The following is an 18,462-nucleotide window of genomic DNA, read 5'->3' as shown; positions in this document are numbered from 1 at the left end:
TTACATGTTTTCATTTAACTGCCGAAACTGTTGCAAGTGCCACTTTCAAATCTTCATAAATCACATTTCCGACAACGATGACATCCGCAATCTTAGACATCTCTTTGGCCTGTTCAACCGATTTTATCCCACCGCCATAGAATAGTACGGTATCCTCCAAACTCTCTTTGGCCGCTTCCACCATCTGGACATCGCCATAATCACCGCTGTATTCCAAATAAAAAATCGGCAAGTTGAACATCTTTTCTGCCATCATCGCGTATGCACCCACATCATCGATATCCAAATCGGTATTGGCTTTCGTCAATTGGGCCGCCTTGCACTCAGGATTCAGGATACAGTATCCTTCAACGAAAATTTCATCCCAATTCAAAAGATATCCGTATTCCTTGACTGCTTGCTGATGCAGTTTCATCATCCAATCCGGGTTGGTGCTATTCAGGACACTCGGAATGAAATATAAATCAAACCCTGGCGTCACCGTTTCAACAGAAGAAATTTCCATCACACATGGGACGGTATATCGTCTGACACGTGCCATTAATTGAAGCACATTTTCAAGCGTGATTCCATCCGTTCCCCCGACCATGATTGCATCAGTACCGGATTCACAGACTTTCTCAAGGGCTTCATCACTTATTTCTTTATTTGGATCGAGTTTGAAAACATGTTTCCACTCGCGAAAATCGTACATTATAATCCTCCATTCACACTTCCCATTACACCATTATAGCATTAAGATTTTTCATTAAAAAAGAGAAGTATCGTAAAATGTTTTTGCCAAATGGAACCTCTGAATCTAAAATCCAATATAACACGGATACAGCTCAAAGACAGCCGGCAAAGAGAGTGCTGGACTCAAAATAAAAAGCCGGGAAATGAATTCCCCGGCTTTTTATTATAATCGAAAGAATTAAGATTCATTTGTTTCCTCAACGTTATCCTTAATACGGTTAAGTGCCATGGAATAAGCGTCATTTCCGTAATTCAAGCAGCGTTTGACCCTGGAAATCGTAGCCGTGCTTGCACCCGTTTCCGTTTCGATTTTATGATAGGTCTTTCCTTCCTCAAGCATGCGGGCTACTTCAAGACGCTGTGCCAGTGATGAAATTTCATTAACTGTGCATAAATCATCAAAAAATCGATAGCATTCGTCCAAATCACGCAAGGAAAGGATCGACTTAAACAGCTGATCCGTTTCTTTTCCTCTTAACTTATCAATTTGCATGTTACTCCCCCTCAATTTCATGGGTATCAAAATGAGACGTCTCCTACTAAACCAGGTTCATCCGGAATAATATTGATCCAAGTCTTCCCTGGAATCAACCCTACTTCTTTATCGTTTTTCACTGGTATAATCCGACCATCCTTATTAACCCATTCTACTTCATTCGCTTTCCCTTTTTGAAGTAAATAACCTTTTCCGCCACTTTTCAAGTCGATTTTACGACGCCCTTTATCGTCAATCACTTGATGAGCGGCCTCAATGATCAATATATTATCCATTAAAATAGGTTCATTCGATTTATATTCGACTGTTTGCTCTCCACTCGAATAACGTTTATATTTCTCTTCCGTGGCTTCGTATTCATACTGTACATCATACTCGTCTGATCCGTAGGAAATCTCGGTTTTCAATGCCGATTCCCCTTGAAGGCCAGCCGCCTCTTCCTTTGTGAGGAAAGCATAAGGCTCAGGTGCACCATCCAACTCATATCCCTTTTCCTTCGCACCTTTTTGGATATCCTCGAAGGAGGTGTAGGAATTATGCGGTGCTTTTCGATCTGCCGAACGTTGAAAAAAAGTACCATCATAATATAATCCGTTCAAGTTATCAATATACCCTTTGTCCAGCATGGTTTTTGCCTCGGGGCTGTTCCCATGGCAGACATAGATGCAATCAAGGCCTTTAGCCAATTCGATATAATAGTCCCTTGCACTCCGAATCGGACCGATTTGGCTTGGCATTTCACTTTGGAAGATAGCTAAAAATCTGGTTATGTCACCTTCTGCGAGCATTTCGTAGACCATATCAGCTTCTGTGAGGCCCGATTGTGGGCGTGCTTCCGGATGATTATTGATCATCACTGCTGCAGCCCTTTGCTCACTGCCTGCATCGGTGGCTATACCTGTAAGTGGAAACTCATTGGAAGGCTCATTTTTCACATCTGTATTTTTGATGACAGCTTGATCTTTCGGCTTACTGTCATCCGATGCAGGTTGTTCTTTCGTAGAACAGCCTGCCAGCAGTAAAATAGCAATAACGATGAAAAGAACTCTCATAAGATTCATCTTTCCACTCCTCTGATTTATTAGCCATTTCTTCTCTTATATTTTAACGCATTATAGTAGGAAAGAGTATAGTTTTATTCATTACATCATATACTCCTCGCTGGGTTAGCCTTATATATGGCAGATGGGTTGTAGAAAAGAATGAAAGGGTGTACACGGGATCGGCGAAGCGATAACCTCTCTCACGCAGCAAATGTTTCAATTCATTTTCTTCTTCTATCAGTTCAGGAACCTCCTTGGTGGACATGACTCCCTTTAATTTCAGAGGAAGTTCATGGATCACCTTGCCTTGTTCCGTTAAAATGATTCCACCGCCGATTTCCTTCAGCCGGTTAAATGCCAAATGCATATCCTTTTTCCTTTTACCGATCAGTATGATATCACCTGTATTAGTATAAGAGCCGGCAAAACCGCACAATTTGTCCGCAAACCCTTTTAATATCGTATTGATGCGCCATTTCCCTTCCCGATCGATAAGCATGAAAAAGCATTCATCATCTTCAAAGTTCAGTTCTTCATGCCCAACATCATTGGCAAGGGAGTACGGTTTCGTAATTACATTATTGACCAGTTCAATCCCAAACGGCATGGAAAATTCAAAATCTTCCTTTAAACTAAGATCCCAATCAAGATCGAGCGGTTTAAAATCGAAATCACTCCATTCGATTTCCTGTTTATCCAGAATGATTTCACCATCCCTTTTAACCCATTTCCCTTTTGCCATTACCGAAACCGGTGCGGGTTCCTTTACATCGGTCAGGAAGTTGATGTTCGCTACCCTTCCAGTGGCAATATTGCCATGAAGGTATTCAATGTTATAATATCGTGCGATGTTGATAGTCGCCATATTGTATGCATCGATGACCGGAACGCCATGCTCTATCGCTATTTTGATCAAGCAGTCTATGAAACCACCTTCATAAAAGGATGGCGGCGATCCATCTGTCGTATAGAAGAATTTGTCATATTGATCGATGCCCAGTTCATGGATTTCCTGTATCAACTTTGGTAAATCCGGCCGGATCGAAGAATGCCTTAACGATACATAATAGCCCTGCAGCAAGCGCGACATGACTTCATCACCTGTCATTGCCTCATGATCACAATCCGCGCCGAACAAGGTCATTTTTGCTAAAGTCTTCTCTGAAGCCCCTGGAAAGTGTCCTTCTATTTTCTTCCTCATTCGCTTGGCTTCCTGAATCCAGTGCAGCATCATGTCATCCCCATCGAGAAGCTTCGGCCATCCAGTTAGTTCCCCGCCCTGTAATACGGCATCATGCTCCAGCCATGATTTAACGGACCCATGGGAAAAGACCATATCTTCATCAATCAATTCCGTTTGTCCGTCAAAACGGCTCCACCAATACATTGTTACAGGAATGTTACGTAATTCTTTCAAAAGAGAAAACGCTTTCTTTTTATCTAACTGCAATAGAAACGGCAAGTTATCATTGATCAATGTCGTTGTGCCGAAATGAGATGCATAACGTGAAAAAGAAAGGGGATTATATAATTGAGAAGGGTGTGAATGCGGCTCAATATAACCCGGGACCAAGTATTGGTTTGTACAATCTACCATTTCACAGCGGTCTATATTATCAGGAAGCTTATCGCCAACATATACGATGCGGTCCTCATATATCCATATATTCGCTTTCACCCATTTTCGTAAAGCCTGATTTAAATAAGTCGTATTTTTAAGTAGAATGTGTGGTGCCCTATTGCCATCCAGCACATCTATATGTTCTCTTAGATGTTTATTTTTCCATCTATAGCGCTGTTCAAGCATTAAACATTCCCCCATAAGTTATTAGAAACAGATGTATGAAAAAACCAATTTCAATCCAATTTTATTTCATAGTAACATACTTGCCTCATTAGAACAGTAATGTTATCCAGAATATTGTTAAATTTTTGTGAAGGGACGGACTTTAAATGAAGTTTAAACAAAATATCAGTATAATAAATGCATTAATGCGAATTACCTGTGGTTTTACATTTCTTACATGGGCTATGGCTAAAATGGTGAAAAAACCATGGAAAAACCAATCTTACATAATCGTGGTGATGCTTTCTGCCATGAAAATAGGCGAAGGCATACTCCGCTATTGTCCTGTCGTCGATGCGATGGAAAACGGACAAAACTTGATGAAAAGTGAACCAAAACAGGAAAATGAATCTAATCAATCTGATTCATATTAAGTTTTTTCTAAAGAAGAAGCTGACTCCGCTTAGAGTCAGCTTCTTTATATTATGATGAAAAATTGTATTTTATTGCACGGTAGCCAATATCCGTTCGCCAAAATAAGCCGTCTTTCTCAATATGCCCTAACTCTTTATATACTTCAGCTTGGGCAGAGGCCAAATCTTTCCCTTTTGCAGCAACCAGAAGTACACGTCCGCCATTCGAGATGAAATTCCCCTCATTATTGAGAGCCGTTCCAGCATGATAAACATGTGCATTATGATCAATCTTTTCCAAGCCTTTAATGATAGATCCCTTTTTATATTCCCCTGGATATCCATCAGCTGCGACGACCACTCCAAGCACTGCCTCTTCATGCCACTCAAGTTGCAGATCCTCTCCAGAAAGAACCGCTTCAAGCGTATCCACGAAATCTGTTTTTAGGCGCGGTAAAACAACTTGCGTTTCCGGATCGCCAAAACGGGCATTGAACTCAATGACTTTTGTGCCTTTTTCAGTAGCGATCAACCCGGCATATAATATTCCTGTAAAACTCCGATTCTCAGAAATCATCGCATTTACCGTGGGCTTAAGAATCGTTTCGACTGCAGTCTGAATCATTTCATCGGAAATTTGCGGCACTGGTGAGTACGCACCCATTCCACCTGTGTTCGGACCCTGATCTCCATCAAAAACCCGCTTATGATCTTGAGCAATGACCATCGGATACACTTTTTCCCCATTAACGAATGCCATCAATGAAAATTCCTCGCCATCAAGGAATTCCTCAATAACGACTTTGGCAGATGCTTCCCCGAACTTTGCCCCGACAAGCATTTCATGGATGGCGTCTAACGCCTCTTCCATCGTCATAGCAACTACGACACCTTTTCCTGCAGCCAAACCATCCGCTTTTATGACAATGGGGGCACCCATTTTTTCGATATATGCCTTTGATGCATTATAATCAGAAAACGTTTCATATTCTGCTGTGGGAATGCTGTAGTTCTTCATTAGATCTTTAGCAAAGGATTTACTTCCTTCGATGACAGCAGCACGACCATTAGGGCCAAATACCTGTAGTCCGGCCTTTGTAAAATCATCGGCAAGTCCATTCAACAACGGGGTTTCAGGCCCGATCACCGTTAATGAAACTGCATTCTTCTTGGCAAAGGCAACCAGTTCTTCGTGATTGTTTTCATCAATTGGTACAAGAGTCGCCACATCGGTCATCCCTGGATTTCCCGGTGCTGCAAAAACAGTCCCAACCCGTTTACTCTCAAATAGTTTGCGGGCTATGGCATGCTCCCTGCCGCCCCGGCCAATTACTAGTACATTCATTATCGCACCTCATTTTTGATTAATGTTTAAAGTGACGAATTCCTGTAAACACCATCGTAATCCCGTATTCATCAGCTTTCTTGATTGAATCCTCATCTTTTACAGATCCACCAGGCTGAATGATTGCCGTTACGCCCGCTTTCGCTGCCGCTTCTACAGTATCATCCATTGGGAAGAAAGCATCTGATGCCAATGCGCTTCCTGTCGCTCTTTCCCCAGCTTGTTCAAGAGCAATTTTTGCAGCTCCCACACGGTTCATTTGACCTGCGCCAACACCTAATGTCATTTGATCGTTACAAACCACTATCGCATTCGACTTGACATGCTTCACGATTTTCCAGCCAAGTTCCATGGCTTTCCACTCTTCAGGGGTAGGCTCACGTTTCGTCGCCACTTTTACCTCTGCATCCTTTAAGCTATGTGCATCCCGATCTTGAATAAGTAATCCGCCTTCAATGGATGTCAATTTACGTTCAGGCTTTTTAACCGCGTTGAAATCGATCGTTAATAAACGAAGGTTTTTCTTGCTTGTCAATACTTCCACTGCCTCTTGTGTAAACCCAGGGGCAATGATGATTTCAAGGAAAATTTCATGAAGCTTTTCCGCAGTCGCCTTATCAACTTCACGGTTCAAAGCGATGATCCCACCGAAAATGGAAGTGGCATCTGCCTCATAAGCTTTTTCATATGCTTCCAAAATGGTCGCACCGACACCGACGCCGCAAGGATTCATATGTTTGACTGCAACTGCAGCCGGCTCATTGAATTCTTTAACGATTTGAAGTGCTGCATCAGCATCATTGATGTTGTTGTATGAAAGTTCTTTTCCATGTAATTGATTCGCTTCTGCAATTGAGAAAACGGAACCAAGCGGCTTTTTATAGAATGCGGCTTTTTGATGTGGATTTTCCCCATAACGAAGCGACTGTTTCAATTCATAGGTAACAGTCAACGATTCAGGATTTTCTTCATCGGCAAGCTCTGTCATATACTCTGAAATAACTGCATCATATGCTGCCGTATGACGGAAAACTTTGGCAGCCAGGCGGCGATTCGTGGTTTTTGTTACCCCTCCGTTTTGTTTCAGCTCAGCCAATACGGTAGGATAATCATTGGAATCAACGATAACAGTCACATATTCGTGGTTTTTAGCAGAAGAACGAAGCATTGTCGGTCCACCGATATCGATGTTTTCAATAGCATCTTCCACAGTGACTTCCGGTTTGGAAATAGTCGCTTGGAATGGATATAGGTTCACACAGACAAGTTGAATGGGTTCAATATTATGCTCAGCAAGCTGTGCTGCGTGATTTTTGTCATCATGTTTTGCCAACACTGCTCCATGGACATTCGGGTGAAGCGTTTTAACACGTCCATCCAATATTTCCGGGAAACCGGTGACGTCACTGATTCCAATTACCTCAATACCATTATCCTGAAGCGTTTTTTTGGTACCGCCTGTAGAAATGATTTCAAAACCTGCTTCAATTAAACCTTGAGCAAATTCTACGATACCCGTTTTATCCGATACACTAATTAATGCACGTTTCTTCATGTTATGTTGGTCCCTCCATTAAGTAAGTTTCTTGTGGCATAGCTCCTGCAAAACTGATGGATACAAGTCATGCTCCATTTCCTGGATCCTTTTTTGGAGGATGTCTTTCGTATCCCCCTCAAGAATTGGCACTGCTTTTTGGGCAATCACCGGTCCTGTGTCCATTCCATCATCAACATAATGAACCGTTACCCCCGTTTCCTTCACTCCGGCGTCAAAAGCCTGGCCAATTGCATCCTTGCCTGGAAAACTAGGCAGAAGAGAAGGGTGGATGTTCACAATCCTCTGTGAATACTGTTGTAATAATGTCGGACCGATCAAACGCATATAACCAGCAAGAATGATGAATTCTATCTCATACTGGCGAAGTTTTTCCAGGATTTCCGATTCATACTCAGTCTTGTTAGAGTAATTTTTTGCTGAAAAGGAGAAAGAGTCAATATTCTCAAGCTTAGCTCTCTCAAGCACATATGCGTCTTCACGATCGCAAACGACAAGACAGATTTCCGCCTCCAACTTTCCACTTTTTATTGCTTCAGCAATTGATTGAAAATTACTACCGTTACCTGATGCAAAGACAGCAAGGCGTTTCATTATTTGAACGACACTCCATTTCCATCCACAACCGTTCCAATAACTGAGGCTTTTTCACCGCAAGACCGCAGGTGGGCTAGCACATCTGATGCCACTTCTTTTTTGACGACAGCCGTCATTCCAATACCCATATTGAAGATATTGAACATTTCTTCTTTTACAAGGTTCCCTTTTTCTTCAAGGAATGAGAATATAGTTGGAATTTCCCAGCTTCCAAGCTCGATTTCAACACCGTATCCTTCAGGAAGGATACGCGGAATATTCTCGATGAATCCTCCGCCAGTGATATGGGCAAGACCATTAACCTCAAATTTTTCCAATGTCGATAATACGGACTTCACATAGATTTTTGTCGGTTTTAATAATTCTTCTCCCAACTTGCAATCCAGTTCCGGTACGAAGTCATGAAGCCCCATACCTGAGTCTTCAAGAAGGATTTTACGAACAAGGGAATACCCATTACTGTGGATACCGCTTGAAGCGAGTCCAATAACGACATCACCCGCCGAGATTGCTTCACCAGTAATTAGACGTGATTTTTCAACGGCACCTACAGTAAAACCTGCCACATCATATTCTTCCGTCTCGTACATGCCTGGCATTTCAGCCGTTTCTCCGCCGATTAAAGCACAGCCCGCCTGCTCACAGCCATCTGCAATTCCTTTGACGATCATTTCAATTCGTTCGGGATCTGCTTTACCGCAGGCAATATAATCTAAAAAGTATAAAGGTGCAGCACCTTGAACGACAACATCATTGACGCACATAGCTACACAATCCACTCCAATTGTATCGTGTTTATCCATCATGAACGCCAACAAAAGTTTCGTACCCACTCCATCCGTACCAGAAATGAGCACAGGTTCTTTAAGGTTCAAGGAAGATAAATCAAACATGCCGCCGAAACCGCCCAGACCATTCATTACTTCTGGACGAAATGTGCGCTTTACATGTTTTTTCATTCGATTTACCGCTTCATAACCAGCCTCAATATCCACACCAGCCTGTTTATATGCATTAGCCATTTGAAATCCTCCTCCGAAAATCAATCATCATTGCCGACTTGATTAACATTTTGTTTTTTCTCGTTCGTATTCAAAAATTTCAGTCGGATAATTTCCGGTGAAACAAGCTAGGCATGAACCGCGCGTTTCTCCAGGAAACGGTCGTCCAATTGCTTCGACCATACCTTCGACACTTAAAAAAGTTAAGGAATCAGCACCGATGATTTCCCTTATTTCCTCCACCGATTTAGAGCTCGCAATCAGTTCTTCCTTTTTAGACGTGTCAATGCCATAAAAACATGGATTCTTGATCGGTGGTGAGCTGATTACTACATGCACTTCTTTCGCTCCGGCATCTTTTAACATGCGGACAATCCTTCTGCTCGTTGTCCCACGGACGATTGAATCATCAACCATTATGACCCGCTTGCCTTCTACTACCCCTCTTACAGGTGATAGTTTCATCTTAACGCCTTGTTCACGCAGACTTTGTGATGGCTGAATGAACGTCCGTCCGACATACCGATTTTTTATTAAACCCATTTCATAGGGAATGCCTGCAGCTTCAGCATAGCCAATCGCTGCCGAAATGCTGGAATCAGGTACGCCTGTAACTACATCGGCTTCAATTTTGGTTTCCAGTGCCATTTGCTTGCCAAGGTTCTTTCGTGCCGTATGAACATTGATACCATCAATGTTGCTATCCGGACGGGAAAAATACACGTACTCCATCGTGCACATTGCCTGTTGGCTGGAGAGCGAAAAGTACTCGGATGTGATTCCCTCATCATTAATGACAACGAGTTCACCGGGCTCAATATCGCGGATGAATTCTGCACCTACAATATCAAGTGCACATGTTTCGGATGCAGCGAAATATGCATCGCCTATTTTCCCTAAGGAAAGTGGACGGAAGCCATGCGGATCTCTTGCCATGATCATTTGGTTTTCGGTCATGATGACAAAGGCATAGGCTCCCTTCAGCATGCTTAAACTGTTCTTCACGGAATCTCTTACATCCGAGTAGCCGGAGCGTTTAATCAGATGTGCCAAAACTTCCGTATCAGATGTCGTTTGAAAAATGCTTCCCTGTCCTTCAAGCTGTGCTTTTAACTGATGGGCATTGACTATATTCCCATTATGGGCAAGGGCCAGCCCTCCTGTATGCGAATTGAACAGGAAAGGCTGAACATTTTGATACCCGCCGCCGCCTGCCGTTGTATAACGGACATGGCCGATTGCCGCTTTACCGCTACCGGAAAGTGCCTGCATTTTTTCGGCCGTGAATATCTCTGTGACAAGACCTTCGCCCTTAGAGATGGACATCTGCTCACCATCAGTCACGACGATGCCCGCTCCCTCTTGACCACGATGTTGTAAGCTATGCAACCCGTAGTAAGCAAGCTGCGCTGCATCGGGATGTCCCCAGACTCCAACAACACCACACTCTTCGTTTAGGCTTCTTATTTCAGCAAGCATGGTATGGCTCCCTTCCAAGCTGTTTGTAAATCTTCAACGTCCGCTTCCAATACTTTGCTTTCACTCGTTGCCACGACTAATTTATTATCAGCGGTTACTGAGCCGATGCAGATCGCATCTTCAACAAGTGCTTCAAATGCCGCTTGGTTATCAGGATTGATGGACAGTAAGAATCGTGATTGCGTTTCACTGAATAATTCGGATACCGGTTCGCCGGATATATTCACTTTTGCCCCAAGTTTGCTAGCCCCGAATAAAGATTCAGCTAATGCCACTGCCAAACCGCCTTCCGAAAGGTCATGGGCTGATGCAACAAGTCCTTTTTGGATTGCAGTCAGAATTTGCTGCTGACGTTTTTGTTCAACGGCCAAATCAAGTTCTGGAGCGCGTCCAAAGATTTTACCCTCGAGCATTTTCTGTAATTCACTGCCTCCAAATTCAACTTTCGCCTCGCCGACCACATAAATCAAATCGGCTTCATTTTTAAATGTTTGTGTAGTGATGTGCTGAAGGTCACTGACTAGACCAACCATCCCAACTACAGGTGTCGGATAAATCGCTTCACCATTCGTTTCATTGTAAAGGGAAACGTTTCCGCCAATTACAGGTGTACTTAAGCTTCTGCAAGCTTCACTCATACCGTCTGCCGCTTTTTCCAGTTGCCAAAATATTTCTGGTTTTTCTGGATTCCCAAAATTCAAGCAATCTGTAATCGCTAAAGGTTCCGCACCCGAGCAAATGATGTTACGGGCTGCTTCAGCCACTGCGATTTTGCCACCTGTTTCAGGATCTAGATAAATAAAGCGGGAGTTGCAATCCGTCGTCATGGCAAGGGCTTTATTCGTACCACGTACACGCACTACCGCCGCATCCGATCCAGGTGAGACGACTGTATTCGTGCGGACCATGTAATCATATTGGTCGTAAACCCATTCCTTACTCGAAATTGTCGGTTGCTTCAATAGTGATACCAATGTTTCTTTATAATCTTCAATGACTGGCACTTCTGCCGTCATGCTTTGGAAGTCACGGAAATATTGCGGTTCTGCAGATGGCTTGTGATAAATCGGAGCTTCTTCAGCCAATGCATCAACCGGAACCTCAGCAACGATTTCACCTTGATGGGAAAGTGTTAGATTTTTATCATCCGTTACTTCACCAACAGCAACCGCTTCTAGGTCATATTTCGTAAACAAGTCAACGATTTCCTGTTCGCGTCCTTTAGTGACAACGATCAGCATCCGCTCTTGTGATTCAGAAAGCATCATTTCATATGCTGTCATTCCCGTTTCACGCTGCGGTACCATATCCAGGTTCATTTTTATTCCTGAGCCAGCTTTACTCGCCATCTCGGCCGATGAGCTTGTAAGACCTGCTGCTCCCATATCCTGAATGCCAACAAGGGCATCATTTTGAATCAATTCAAGGCATGCTTCCAAAAGCAGTTTCTCCATGAATGGATCTCCTACTTGTACGGCAGGCCGTTTTTCTTCCGAAGACTCTGATAGCTCTTCAGATGCAAATGTTGCTCCATGTATACCATCACGTCCAGTTTTGGCACCCACATACATAACTGTGTTGCCCACTCCATGCGCTTGGCCCTTTTTAATGTCCTTATGATCGATCAAACCGACACACATTGCATTAACCAGAGGATTTCCTTCATACGATGGATCAAATTGAATTTCTCCGCCGACAGTTGGAATTCCGATACAATTCCCGTATCCTGCAATCCCTGCAACCACTTCTTTAAATAGGTATTTCACGCGATCATTGTCTAGCTCACCGAAGCGAAGCGAGTTCAGCATCGCAATCGGGCGGGCACCCATGGAGAAAACATCACGGATAATACCGCCGACACCAGTAGCAGCACCTTGATAAGGCTCTATTGCCGATGGGTGGTTATGACTTTCAATTTTAAAAACGACAGCCTGATCGTCACCGATATCAACGATACCTGCTCCTTCACCAGGACCTTGTAGCACTTTCTCCCCCGTAATCGGGAATTTCCTTAAGATGGGTTTTGAATTTTTGTAGGAACAATGCTCTGACCACATTACCGAAAACAATCCAGTTTCCGTATAATTCGGCAGTCTGCCTAAGATTTTCTCCACCATTGCAAATTCATCATCGGATAGCCCCATAGTTGCGTACAATCGATCCGATTTAATTTTTTCCGGACTTGGTTCAAGCTGTAATAACATGTGATTCCCTCCAGTTTTTTACGATGGATTGAAAAATCTTTAAGCCGTCTTTACTGCCAAGCAGCGAATCAACAGCACGTTCGGGATGAGGCATCATTCCGAGGACATTTCCTTGTTCATTTGTAATTCCCGCTATTTGTTCCAAGCTTCCGTTTGGATTTTCACCATCATACGTGAACAAGATGCGGTTATTTTGTTTTAATTCAGCCAATGTCTCATTATCGCAGTAGTAATTCCCTTCTCCATGGGCAACCGGGATCATGATCGTTTCATTTAATTCATATCCTGTCGTGAACATCGATTGATTATTTTCAACCTTCAGGCCTACATTGCGGCAAATGAATTTCAAGCCTTCATTACGGCGCATCGCCCCAGGTAAAAGTCCTGCTTCAAGTAAAATCTGAAAACCATTGCAGACACCCAATACAGGCTTTCCTGCTTGTGCCGCTTTTACGACTTCGGCCATTACATTCGAAAATCGTGCAATTGCTCCAGAGCGTAAATAGTCTCCATAAGAGAAACCTCCAGGAAGAAGGATCCCATCATACTGATCTAGATTGTCTGTAGAGTGCCAAACATACTCCACTTCTTCCCCCAGTGCATCCTTTATCGCATGGTACATATCGACATCACAATTGGAACCAGGGAAAACTATGACAGCAAATTTCATTGGGTGATAACCTCCTCAACATCATAACGGTAAGCTTCAATTACCGTATTGGCCAATAGTTTTTCACACATTTCCTTCACAAGTTGATCTAAATCACGATCCGTATCCTTAATTGTAAGTTCAATGTATTTCCCCACTCGAACATCACTAACTTCGTTATAAGTCAAACTATGAAGTGATTGTTGCACTGCTGCTCCCTGTGGATCTAGTACACTTTCGCGTAGTGTGATATATACTTTAACCTTATACATGTTGAGTGCCCTCCAACTTTGCTAGTATTTTTTCGTAAGCATCTGTTAAACTTCCTAAATCACGGCGGAATACATCTTTGTCTAACTTTTCGTTCGTTTTAATATCCCATAATCGGCAGGTATCAGGTGAAATTTCATCTGCCAGCAGAATGTCTCCATTCGGCGTTTTACCGAACTCTAATTTAAAATCAATCAATTTAATGTCCAACTCTTTAAAGAAGGTAGTTAAGACGTTACTGATTTCTTGTGCCTTTTCTTTTAAAATCGCTACATCTTCCTTGCTTGCAAGTTCCAATTCTTCAATATGGTCTTCCGTTAACAGAGGATCGCCGAGCTCGTCGTCTTTATAGTAGAACTCAATCAGCGTTTTCTTTAGCGGCTGGCCTTCTTCAATGCCAGTCCTTTTAGAAAAACTGCCGGCAGCCGTATTTCTGACAACGACTTCAAGCGGAATGATGGATACCCTCTTTACTAGCTGCTCCCGGTCGGAAAGCATTTCAATAAAATGGGACGGGATATTCTCTTGGGCAAGCTTTGAAAATAGTAAGCTAGTAATTTGATTATTCAACTTACCTTTTCCGGCAATCTCTGATTTCTTCTCACCATTAAATGCTGTTGCCGAATCCTTGTATTCCACCCATACTATTTCACTGTTGTCCGTTGCAAAAATCTGTTTCGCTTTTCCTTCATACAACAATTCTCGTTTTTCCATCTGTCCAGACCCCCACATTGTGAATATTATGAATCTTCCTGCCATTGGTCAGGCTTGGCAAACATTTCACCGTTTAGAGGTGCCATGTTTGCCGCCTTCACTTTTATAAACCTAAACGATCAAAAATTACATCAACATTTTTCAGGTGATGTGTAGGATCGAAACAATCATCAAGTTCTTCTTTCGTAAGCAAGCTTGTGATTTTATCATCCTTTTCGATCAGGCTTCTGAATGGAACCTGAAGCTCCCATGCTTCCATCGCTTTCGGCTGAACCGTATCATATGCTTCTTCACGGACAAGTCCTTTATCGATAAGGGAAAGCAGCACACGTTGTGAGAAAATCAAACCAAGCGTACGGTCCATATTGCGTTTCATATTTTCTGGATAAACGGTCAAGTTCTTCACTATGTTGCTGAAACGGTTCAGCATGTAGTTTAATGCGATCGTTGCATCCGGCAAGATGATGCGCTCAGCAGAAGAATGCGAAATGTCACGTTCATGCCATAATGGCACATTCTCATATGCTGTCATCATGTAACCGCGGATTACACGAGCCATACCCGTCATATTTTCAGAACCGATTGGATTCCGTTTATGAGGCATTGCCGAAGATCCTTTTTGTCCTTTTGCAAAGAATTCTTCCACTTCGCGTGTTTCACTTTTTTGCAAGCCGCGAATTTCCACTGCGAACTTTTCAATCGATGTCGCTATTAAAGCCAATGTGCTCATATAATGTGCGTGGCGATCGCGCTGCAATGTTTGTGTTGAAATTGGCGCTGCTTCAAGGCCTAGCTTTTCACAAACGAATTTTTCAACAAACGGGTCGATGTTTGCGTAAGTTCCGACAGCTCCAGAGATTTTCCCAACCTCTATGTTCTTTCTAGCTTCTTCAAAACGTTCGACATTGCGTTTCATTTCTTGATACCAAAGAGCCAGTTTCAACCCAAAAGTGGTCGGCTCAGCATGAACTCCATGTGTACGTCCCATTTGAACCGTGTATTTATGTTCTTTCGCTTTATTTTTCAGGATTTCCACGAAGTTATTTAAATCCTTGGCAAGGATCTCATTCGCTTGCTTTATCACATATGAAAGAGCTGTATCCACCACATCAGTGGAAGTCAGTCCGTAATGGACCCATTTCCGTTCTTCACCCAACGTTTCAGAAACCGCACGTGTAAAAGCAACAACATCGTGGCGTGTATCTTTTTCGATTTCATTGATACGATCCACATCGAATGTGGCATTTTCACGAAGAAGCTTCACATCTTCTTTTGGAATGACACCTAGCTCAGACCATGCTTCACAAGCTAAGATTTCAACTTCCAACCACGCATTAAAGCGGTTCTTTTCTGTCCAAATGTTTCCCATCTCTGGGCGGGTATAACGTTCAATCATTTTACTTCCTCCGTTTCAACCTGTTGATTCCATATTTTGCTTCGATCACTTTCCAAAAGAGCTTCCTCAATCGTTGGACGTAAAATATTCACATGACCCATTTTCCTCTTAAGCTTTGCTTCTTTCTTACCGTAAAGGTGAACCTTCCAATCTGAAAGCGTCGGAATTTCATCCATTAAGGGCCCGATATGCTCACCAAGGATGTTTATCATTACCACAGGCTTCAATAACTCCGTATTTCCGAGCGGCCAATTGCAGACAGCCCTTATATGCTGTTCGAACTGTGAAGTCTCACATGCTTCCATTGTATAATGGCCTGAGTTATGAGGTCTTGGCGCTAATTCATTAATGATGATATCATCCTGAGCGGTTAAAAACATCTCGACTGCCAATGTCCCCACCAAATCAAGTTTCTCTGCAAGCTGCAAAGCTTCATTAATAGCTTTCCGTTCAGCTTGGCTACTAATACGGGCGGGAACTATGCTTTTATGAAGAATGTTTTCAATATGAATGTTTTCCGCAATCGGAAAATGACTTGCCTCGCCATCTGCCTTGCGCGTCACGATGACGGAAATTTCTTTTACGAAAGGAATCCAGGCTTCCAGCACACATTTACCTGTTTTGAGCAGGGATTCAGCCTTTTTGATATCGGCTTCTTCCTTAATGACCAACTGCCCTTTTCCATCATAACCGCCCCGCGTCGTTTTTAACACACTAGGGTACCCTAATTTCTCTATATGAAGGTAAATTTCTGAAATATCCTGTATTTCCTGATATGGAGCAACGGTTGCTCCTGCATCAGATATGGCTTTTTTTTCCGTAAGTCTATCCTGTGTCATCTTTAATAATTCTGAGCCCTGTGGAAGAAATGCATGTTGCTTTAACCAATCCAGGGCTTCTGAACTGATATTTTCAAACTCGTATGTTATGACGTCACTGACCTCAGCTAATCTTTTCAATGCTTCGATATCATCATAAGCACCAGTGATTTCAATATCCGCCACTTGAGCACATGGGCCTTCTGCAGTCGGCTCAAGGACCGCTATCTTAAAGCCCGATGCCTTAGCCGATAAGGCCATCATCCTGCCCAATTGCCCACCGCCGATTATTCCAATAGTCTGTCCCGGTAAAATGATTGTATTATTTAAGTTGTTCACTGCTCTGTAACACCTTTTCTCTGGTTTCGTCTCGTAAAGCCTCTAACCTATCAGCAATGTCAGCATCAAAAGCTGCTAATATTTGAGCCGCAAACAAACCGGCATTGACTGCCCCAGCTTTTCCGATCGCAACCGTTGCAACCGGTACGCCACCAGGCATTTGAACAATCGATAATAACGAATCCATCCCATTTAATGCCTTCGACTGTATTGGCACGCCTATCACAGGGACAATCGTTTTAGCGGCGGTCATGCCTGGAAGATGTGCAGCCCCGCCTGCTCCGGCAATAATCACTTTAATATCTCTATCTTTTGCACTCTCTGCATATTCAAATAGTAAATCCGGCGTCCGGTGGGCGGAAACGACTCTTTTTTCATAGGGAATCTCAAGCTGTTCCAATGATTCACAAGCGTATTTCATCGTTTCCCAATCCGAGACACTTCCCATAATAACCCCAACTTGCGGTTTCATATCATCTTTCCCTCCAACACTCATATTATGGCGTCCCGAGTATGCAGACGGACGCTTATCATTTATCTATAACATGTAAATTAAAAAACCGGACAGGTTGCTTCCTCATCGAGAAAGCAACCTGTCCGGAAAAGAAAGCCCTTTTGAAAAAATACAAAAAGACTTGGCTAGTTTCCGAAATAGTCAGATGCTTTTCTCATAGTCCGATGATTTACGGTCATCAGGTAGAAACTTTTGGGCCATATCCCCATGATTATATGAGATGTATTAATGTAACTTCATCTTACCTTCCGGCCATTTTAATGTCAAGTTAAAATCGAATATTTTTACATGATATTAATTAATCGTTCGTGTTTTACTCAATTAATTTTGCTTCGAATACAATTTTTCGATCAACTGGCACATAATGGACTTTGCCATTCTCGATTCTCTCGGCAAAGATAGGCTCTTCCGTCCGCCTTACAGGAAAGTACCCCGCCGCTTTAATTCGATCTAAACATGCATCGATCGTCTCGCCCTCGATAACTTCAAACTTTTCCTTACTCTTTTTACTCACAATACCGATCCCTTCCATAATTCTATTTTGTCTGTCTTCTTCCTTAGCATCCAACTAGCATTATTATCATCCATAAATTCTTCCTAGTATAATGAAAAGAACAAGTAAAGACAAGAATACATTTCAATAAAATCGTTACATTATAATGGAAATTTCATAATACCTCAGATTATAATATCCCTGTCTTCTGCAAAAACACCTACACTCATAAATTATACATCCCCTTCAATATCCTCCCCTTCTCCCCCTCTGAATTACTATATACTGATTCATGAAAACAACCTCTGCTACATGATCGGTACATATTCGTATCTTGCTCTCATGGATTATTTCAATTCAAGTACGACTGTTTAAAAAAGTGAGCTGTTGTAATTTGTGATGATTTAACGATAAATCGGATGAATTAGATATTATTTGCGTCACTCCTCCCTGAAATATGTAAATATTGCAATACAAAAAAAGACCAGCCGGATGGCTGATCTTTTTAAATGGCTTGGCGGCGTCCTACTCTCACAGGGGGAAACCCCCAACTACCATCGGCGCTGAAGCTGTCTTTTTTAAACATCTGACGCTGCCGACGATATGAAGTGTGTG

18 protein-coding genes and 1 riboswitch are annotated in these 18,462 nt (G+C 42.6%); of the genes, 1 reads left to right on the top strand and 17 read right to left on the bottom strand.

Annotated elements, in window-relative coordinates; translation table 11 throughout:
• Positions 1–10 precede the first annotated feature (10 nt).
• The 4 genes from pcrB to J7E52_RS10005 form a co-directional block, all read right to left on the bottom strand.
• Positions 11–694 (bottom strand): heptaprenylglyceryl phosphate synthase, encoded by a 684-nt coding sequence (pcrB, locus tag J7E52_RS10020; protein WP_214745479.1) that lies wholly within the window; start codon positions 692–694, stop codon positions 11–13.
• A 219-nt stretch (positions 695–913) separates the two neighbouring features.
• Positions 914–1,228: a YerC/YecD family TrpR-related protein gene (locus J7E52_RS10015; protein WP_214745476.1), complete on the bottom strand. Its 315-nt coding sequence runs from the start codon at positions 1,226–1,228 to the stop codon at positions 914–916.
• Positions 1,229–1,254: 26 nt separating this feature from the next.
• Positions 1,255–2,292 (bottom strand): DUF3048 domain-containing protein, encoded by a 1,038-nt coding sequence (locus J7E52_RS10010; protein ID WP_286197631.1) that lies wholly within the window; start codon positions 2,290–2,292, stop codon positions 1,255–1,257.
• Between the two features lie 43 nt (positions 2,293–2,335).
• Positions 2,336–4,081 carry an adenine deaminase C-terminal domain-containing protein gene (locus J7E52_RS10005; RefSeq protein WP_214745473.1) on the bottom strand — a complete coding sequence of 582 codons (1,746 nt, stop codon included), beginning with the start codon at positions 4,079–4,081 and terminating at the stop codon, positions 2,336–2,338.
• Between the two features lie 146 nt (positions 4,082–4,227).
• Between J7E52_RS10005 and J7E52_RS10000 the strand changes: the two genes are divergently transcribed.
• Entirely contained in the window at positions 4,228–4,494 is a 267-nt protein-coding gene (locus J7E52_RS10000) for a YgaP-like transmembrane domain (protein ID WP_137018230.1), read from the top strand.
• Between the two features lie 49 nt (positions 4,495–4,543).
• Here the strand turns inward: J7E52_RS10000 and purD are convergent, their stop codons facing one another.
• The 13 genes from purD to J7E52_RS09935 all read right to left on the bottom strand — a co-directional run bounded on the left by purD (position 4,544) and on the right by J7E52_RS09935 (position 17,868).
• Positions 4,544–5,818, bottom strand: a complete 1,275-nt coding sequence (gene purD / locus J7E52_RS09995) for a phosphoribosylamine--glycine ligase (RefSeq protein WP_214745470.1) — start codon at positions 5,816–5,818, stop codon at positions 4,544–4,546.
• 19 nt (positions 5,819–5,837) lie between these two features.
• Entirely contained in the window at positions 5,838–7,373 is a 1,536-nt protein-coding gene (gene purH, locus J7E52_RS09990; protein ID WP_214745467.1) for a bifunctional phosphoribosylaminoimidazolecarboxamide formyltransferase/IMP cyclohydrolase, read from the bottom strand.
• Positions 7,374–7,391: 18 nt separating this feature from the next.
• A complete protein-coding gene (purN, locus tag J7E52_RS09985) occupies positions 7,392–7,967 on the bottom strand; it encodes a phosphoribosylglycinamide formyltransferase (protein WP_214745464.1) in 576 nt (191 codons plus the stop codon).
• Positions 7,967–8,992, bottom strand: coding sequence for a phosphoribosylformylglycinamidine cyclo-ligase (gene purM, locus J7E52_RS09980; protein ID WP_214745462.1), 1,026 nt, complete (start codon positions 8,990–8,992; stop codon positions 7,967–7,969). The genes purN and purM overlap by 1 nt, the downstream gene beginning before the upstream one ends.
• 42 nt (positions 8,993–9,034) lie before the next feature.
• Positions 9,035–10,450 (bottom strand): amidophosphoribosyltransferase, encoded by a 1,416-nt coding sequence (gene purF, locus J7E52_RS09975; protein WP_076372696.1) that lies wholly within the window; start codon positions 10,448–10,450, stop codon positions 9,035–9,037.
• Positions 10,435–12,654, bottom strand: coding sequence for a phosphoribosylformylglycinamidine synthase subunit PurL (gene purL, locus J7E52_RS09970; RefSeq protein ID WP_214745460.1), 2,220 nt, complete (start codon positions 12,652–12,654; stop codon positions 10,435–10,437). Before purL ends, purF begins: the two co-directional genes overlap by 16 nt.
• On the bottom strand, positions 12,638–13,324 hold the full coding sequence (gene purQ, locus J7E52_RS09965; protein ID WP_214745458.1) for a phosphoribosylformylglycinamidine synthase subunit PurQ: 687 nt from the start codon (positions 13,322–13,324) through the stop codon (positions 12,638–12,640). The genes purL and purQ overlap by 17 nt, the downstream gene beginning before the upstream one ends.
• Positions 13,321–13,575, bottom strand: coding sequence for a phosphoribosylformylglycinamidine synthase subunit PurS (gene purS / locus J7E52_RS09960; protein ID WP_034306118.1), 255 nt, complete (start codon positions 13,573–13,575; stop codon positions 13,321–13,323). The genes purQ and purS overlap by 4 nt, the downstream gene beginning before the upstream one ends.
• Entirely contained in the window at positions 13,568–14,287 is a 720-nt protein-coding gene (gene purC / locus J7E52_RS09955; protein ID WP_214745456.1) for a phosphoribosylaminoimidazolesuccinocarboxamide synthase, read from the bottom strand. Before purC ends, purS begins: the two co-directional genes overlap by 8 nt.
• A 103-nt stretch (positions 14,288–14,390) precedes the next feature.
• Positions 14,391–15,683 (bottom strand): adenylosuccinate lyase, encoded by a 1,293-nt coding sequence (purB, locus tag J7E52_RS09950; RefSeq protein ID WP_034306123.1) that lies wholly within the window; start codon positions 15,681–15,683, stop codon positions 14,391–14,393.
• Complete coding sequence (purK, locus tag J7E52_RS09945; protein WP_214745453.1) at positions 15,680–16,840, bottom strand: 5-(carboxyamino)imidazole ribonucleotide synthase; 1,161 nt, start codon at positions 16,838–16,840, stop codon at positions 15,680–15,682. The genes purB and purK overlap by 4 nt, the downstream gene beginning before the upstream one ends.
• Positions 16,824–17,312 (bottom strand): 5-(carboxyamino)imidazole ribonucleotide mutase, encoded by a 489-nt coding sequence (gene purE / locus J7E52_RS09940; RefSeq protein ID WP_214746304.1) that lies wholly within the window; start codon positions 17,310–17,312, stop codon positions 16,824–16,826. The genes purK and purE overlap by 17 nt, the downstream gene beginning before the upstream one ends.
• Before the next feature lie 179 nt (positions 17,313–17,491).
• Positions 17,492–17,593, bottom strand: a riboswitch (purine riboswitch).
• A 74-nt stretch (positions 17,594–17,667) separates the two neighbouring features.
• On the bottom strand, positions 17,668–17,868 hold the full coding sequence (locus tag J7E52_RS09935; protein ID WP_095390347.1) for an NETI motif-containing protein: 201 nt from the start codon (positions 17,866–17,868) through the stop codon (positions 17,668–17,670).
• Positions 17,869–18,462: the final 594 nt, after the last annotated feature.

This window comes from Bacillus sp. ISL-34 (assembly GCF_018613325.1).
In the GTDB taxonomy this organism is placed as follows: Bacteria; Bacillota; Bacilli; order Bacillales; family DSM-1321; genus Peribacillus.
The sequence above is the reverse complement of the archived record's forward strand: the minus strand, read 5'-3'. Positions and strand labels throughout refer to the sequence as shown.

Excerpts from the sequence above, each read along its gene's own strand:
- purM (WP_214745462.1), bottom strand. The coding sequence starts at position 8,992 with ATGGCTAATGCATATAAACAGGCTGGTGTGGATATTGAGGCTGGTTAT.
- purQ (WP_214745458.1), bottom strand. The coding sequence starts at position 13,324 with ATGAAATTTGCTGTCATAGTTTTCCCTGGTTCCAATTGTGATGTCGAT.
- pcrB (WP_214745479.1), bottom strand. The coding sequence starts at position 694 with ATGTACGATTTTCGCGAGTGGAAACATGTTTTCAAACTCGATCCAAAT.
- purH (WP_214745467.1), bottom strand. The coding sequence starts at position 7,373 with ATGAAGAAACGTGCATTAATTAGTGTATCGGATAAAACGGGTATCGTA.
- purL (WP_214745460.1), bottom strand. The coding sequence starts at position 12,654 with ATGTTATTACAGCTTGAACCAAGTCCGGAAAAAATTAAATCGGATCGA.
- purB (WP_034306123.1), bottom strand. The coding sequence starts at position 15,683 with ATGATTGAACGTTATACCCGCCCAGAGATGGGAAACATTTGGACAGAA.
- J7E52_RS10015 (WP_214745476.1), bottom strand. The coding sequence starts at position 1,228 with ATGCAAATTGATAAGTTAAGAGGAAAAGAAACGGATCAGCTGTTTAAG.
- purF (WP_076372696.1), bottom strand. The coding sequence starts at position 10,450 with ATGCTTGCTGAAATAAGAAGCCTAAACGAAGAGTGTGGTGTTGTTGGA.
- purN (WP_214745464.1), bottom strand. The coding sequence starts at position 7,967 with ATGAAACGCCTTGCTGTCTTTGCATCAGGTAACGGTAGTAATTTTCAA.
- J7E52_RS10005 (WP_214745473.1), bottom strand. The coding sequence starts at position 4,081 with ATGCTTGAACAGCGCTATAGATGGAAAAATAAACATCTAAGAGAACAT.
- purD (WP_214745470.1), bottom strand. The coding sequence starts at position 5,818 with ATGAATGTACTAGTAATTGGCCGGGGCGGCAGGGAGCATGCCATAGCC.
- purE (WP_214746304.1), bottom strand. The coding sequence starts at position 17,312 with ATGAAACCGCAAGTTGGGGTTATTATGGGAAGTGTCTCGGATTGGGAA.
- purC (WP_214745456.1), bottom strand. The coding sequence starts at position 14,287 with ATGGAAAAACGAGAATTGTTGTATGAAGGAAAAGCGAAACAGATTTTT.
- purS (WP_034306118.1), bottom strand. The coding sequence starts at position 13,575 with ATGTATAAGGTTAAAGTATATATCACACTACGCGAAAGTGTACTAGAT.
- J7E52_RS10010 (WP_286197631.1), bottom strand. The coding sequence starts at position 2,292 with ATGAATCTTATGAGAGTTCTTTTCATCGTTATTGCTATTTTACTGCTG.
- J7E52_RS10000 (WP_137018230.1), top strand. The coding sequence starts at position 4,228 with ATGAAGTTTAAACAAAATATCAGTATAATAAATGCATTAATGCGAATT.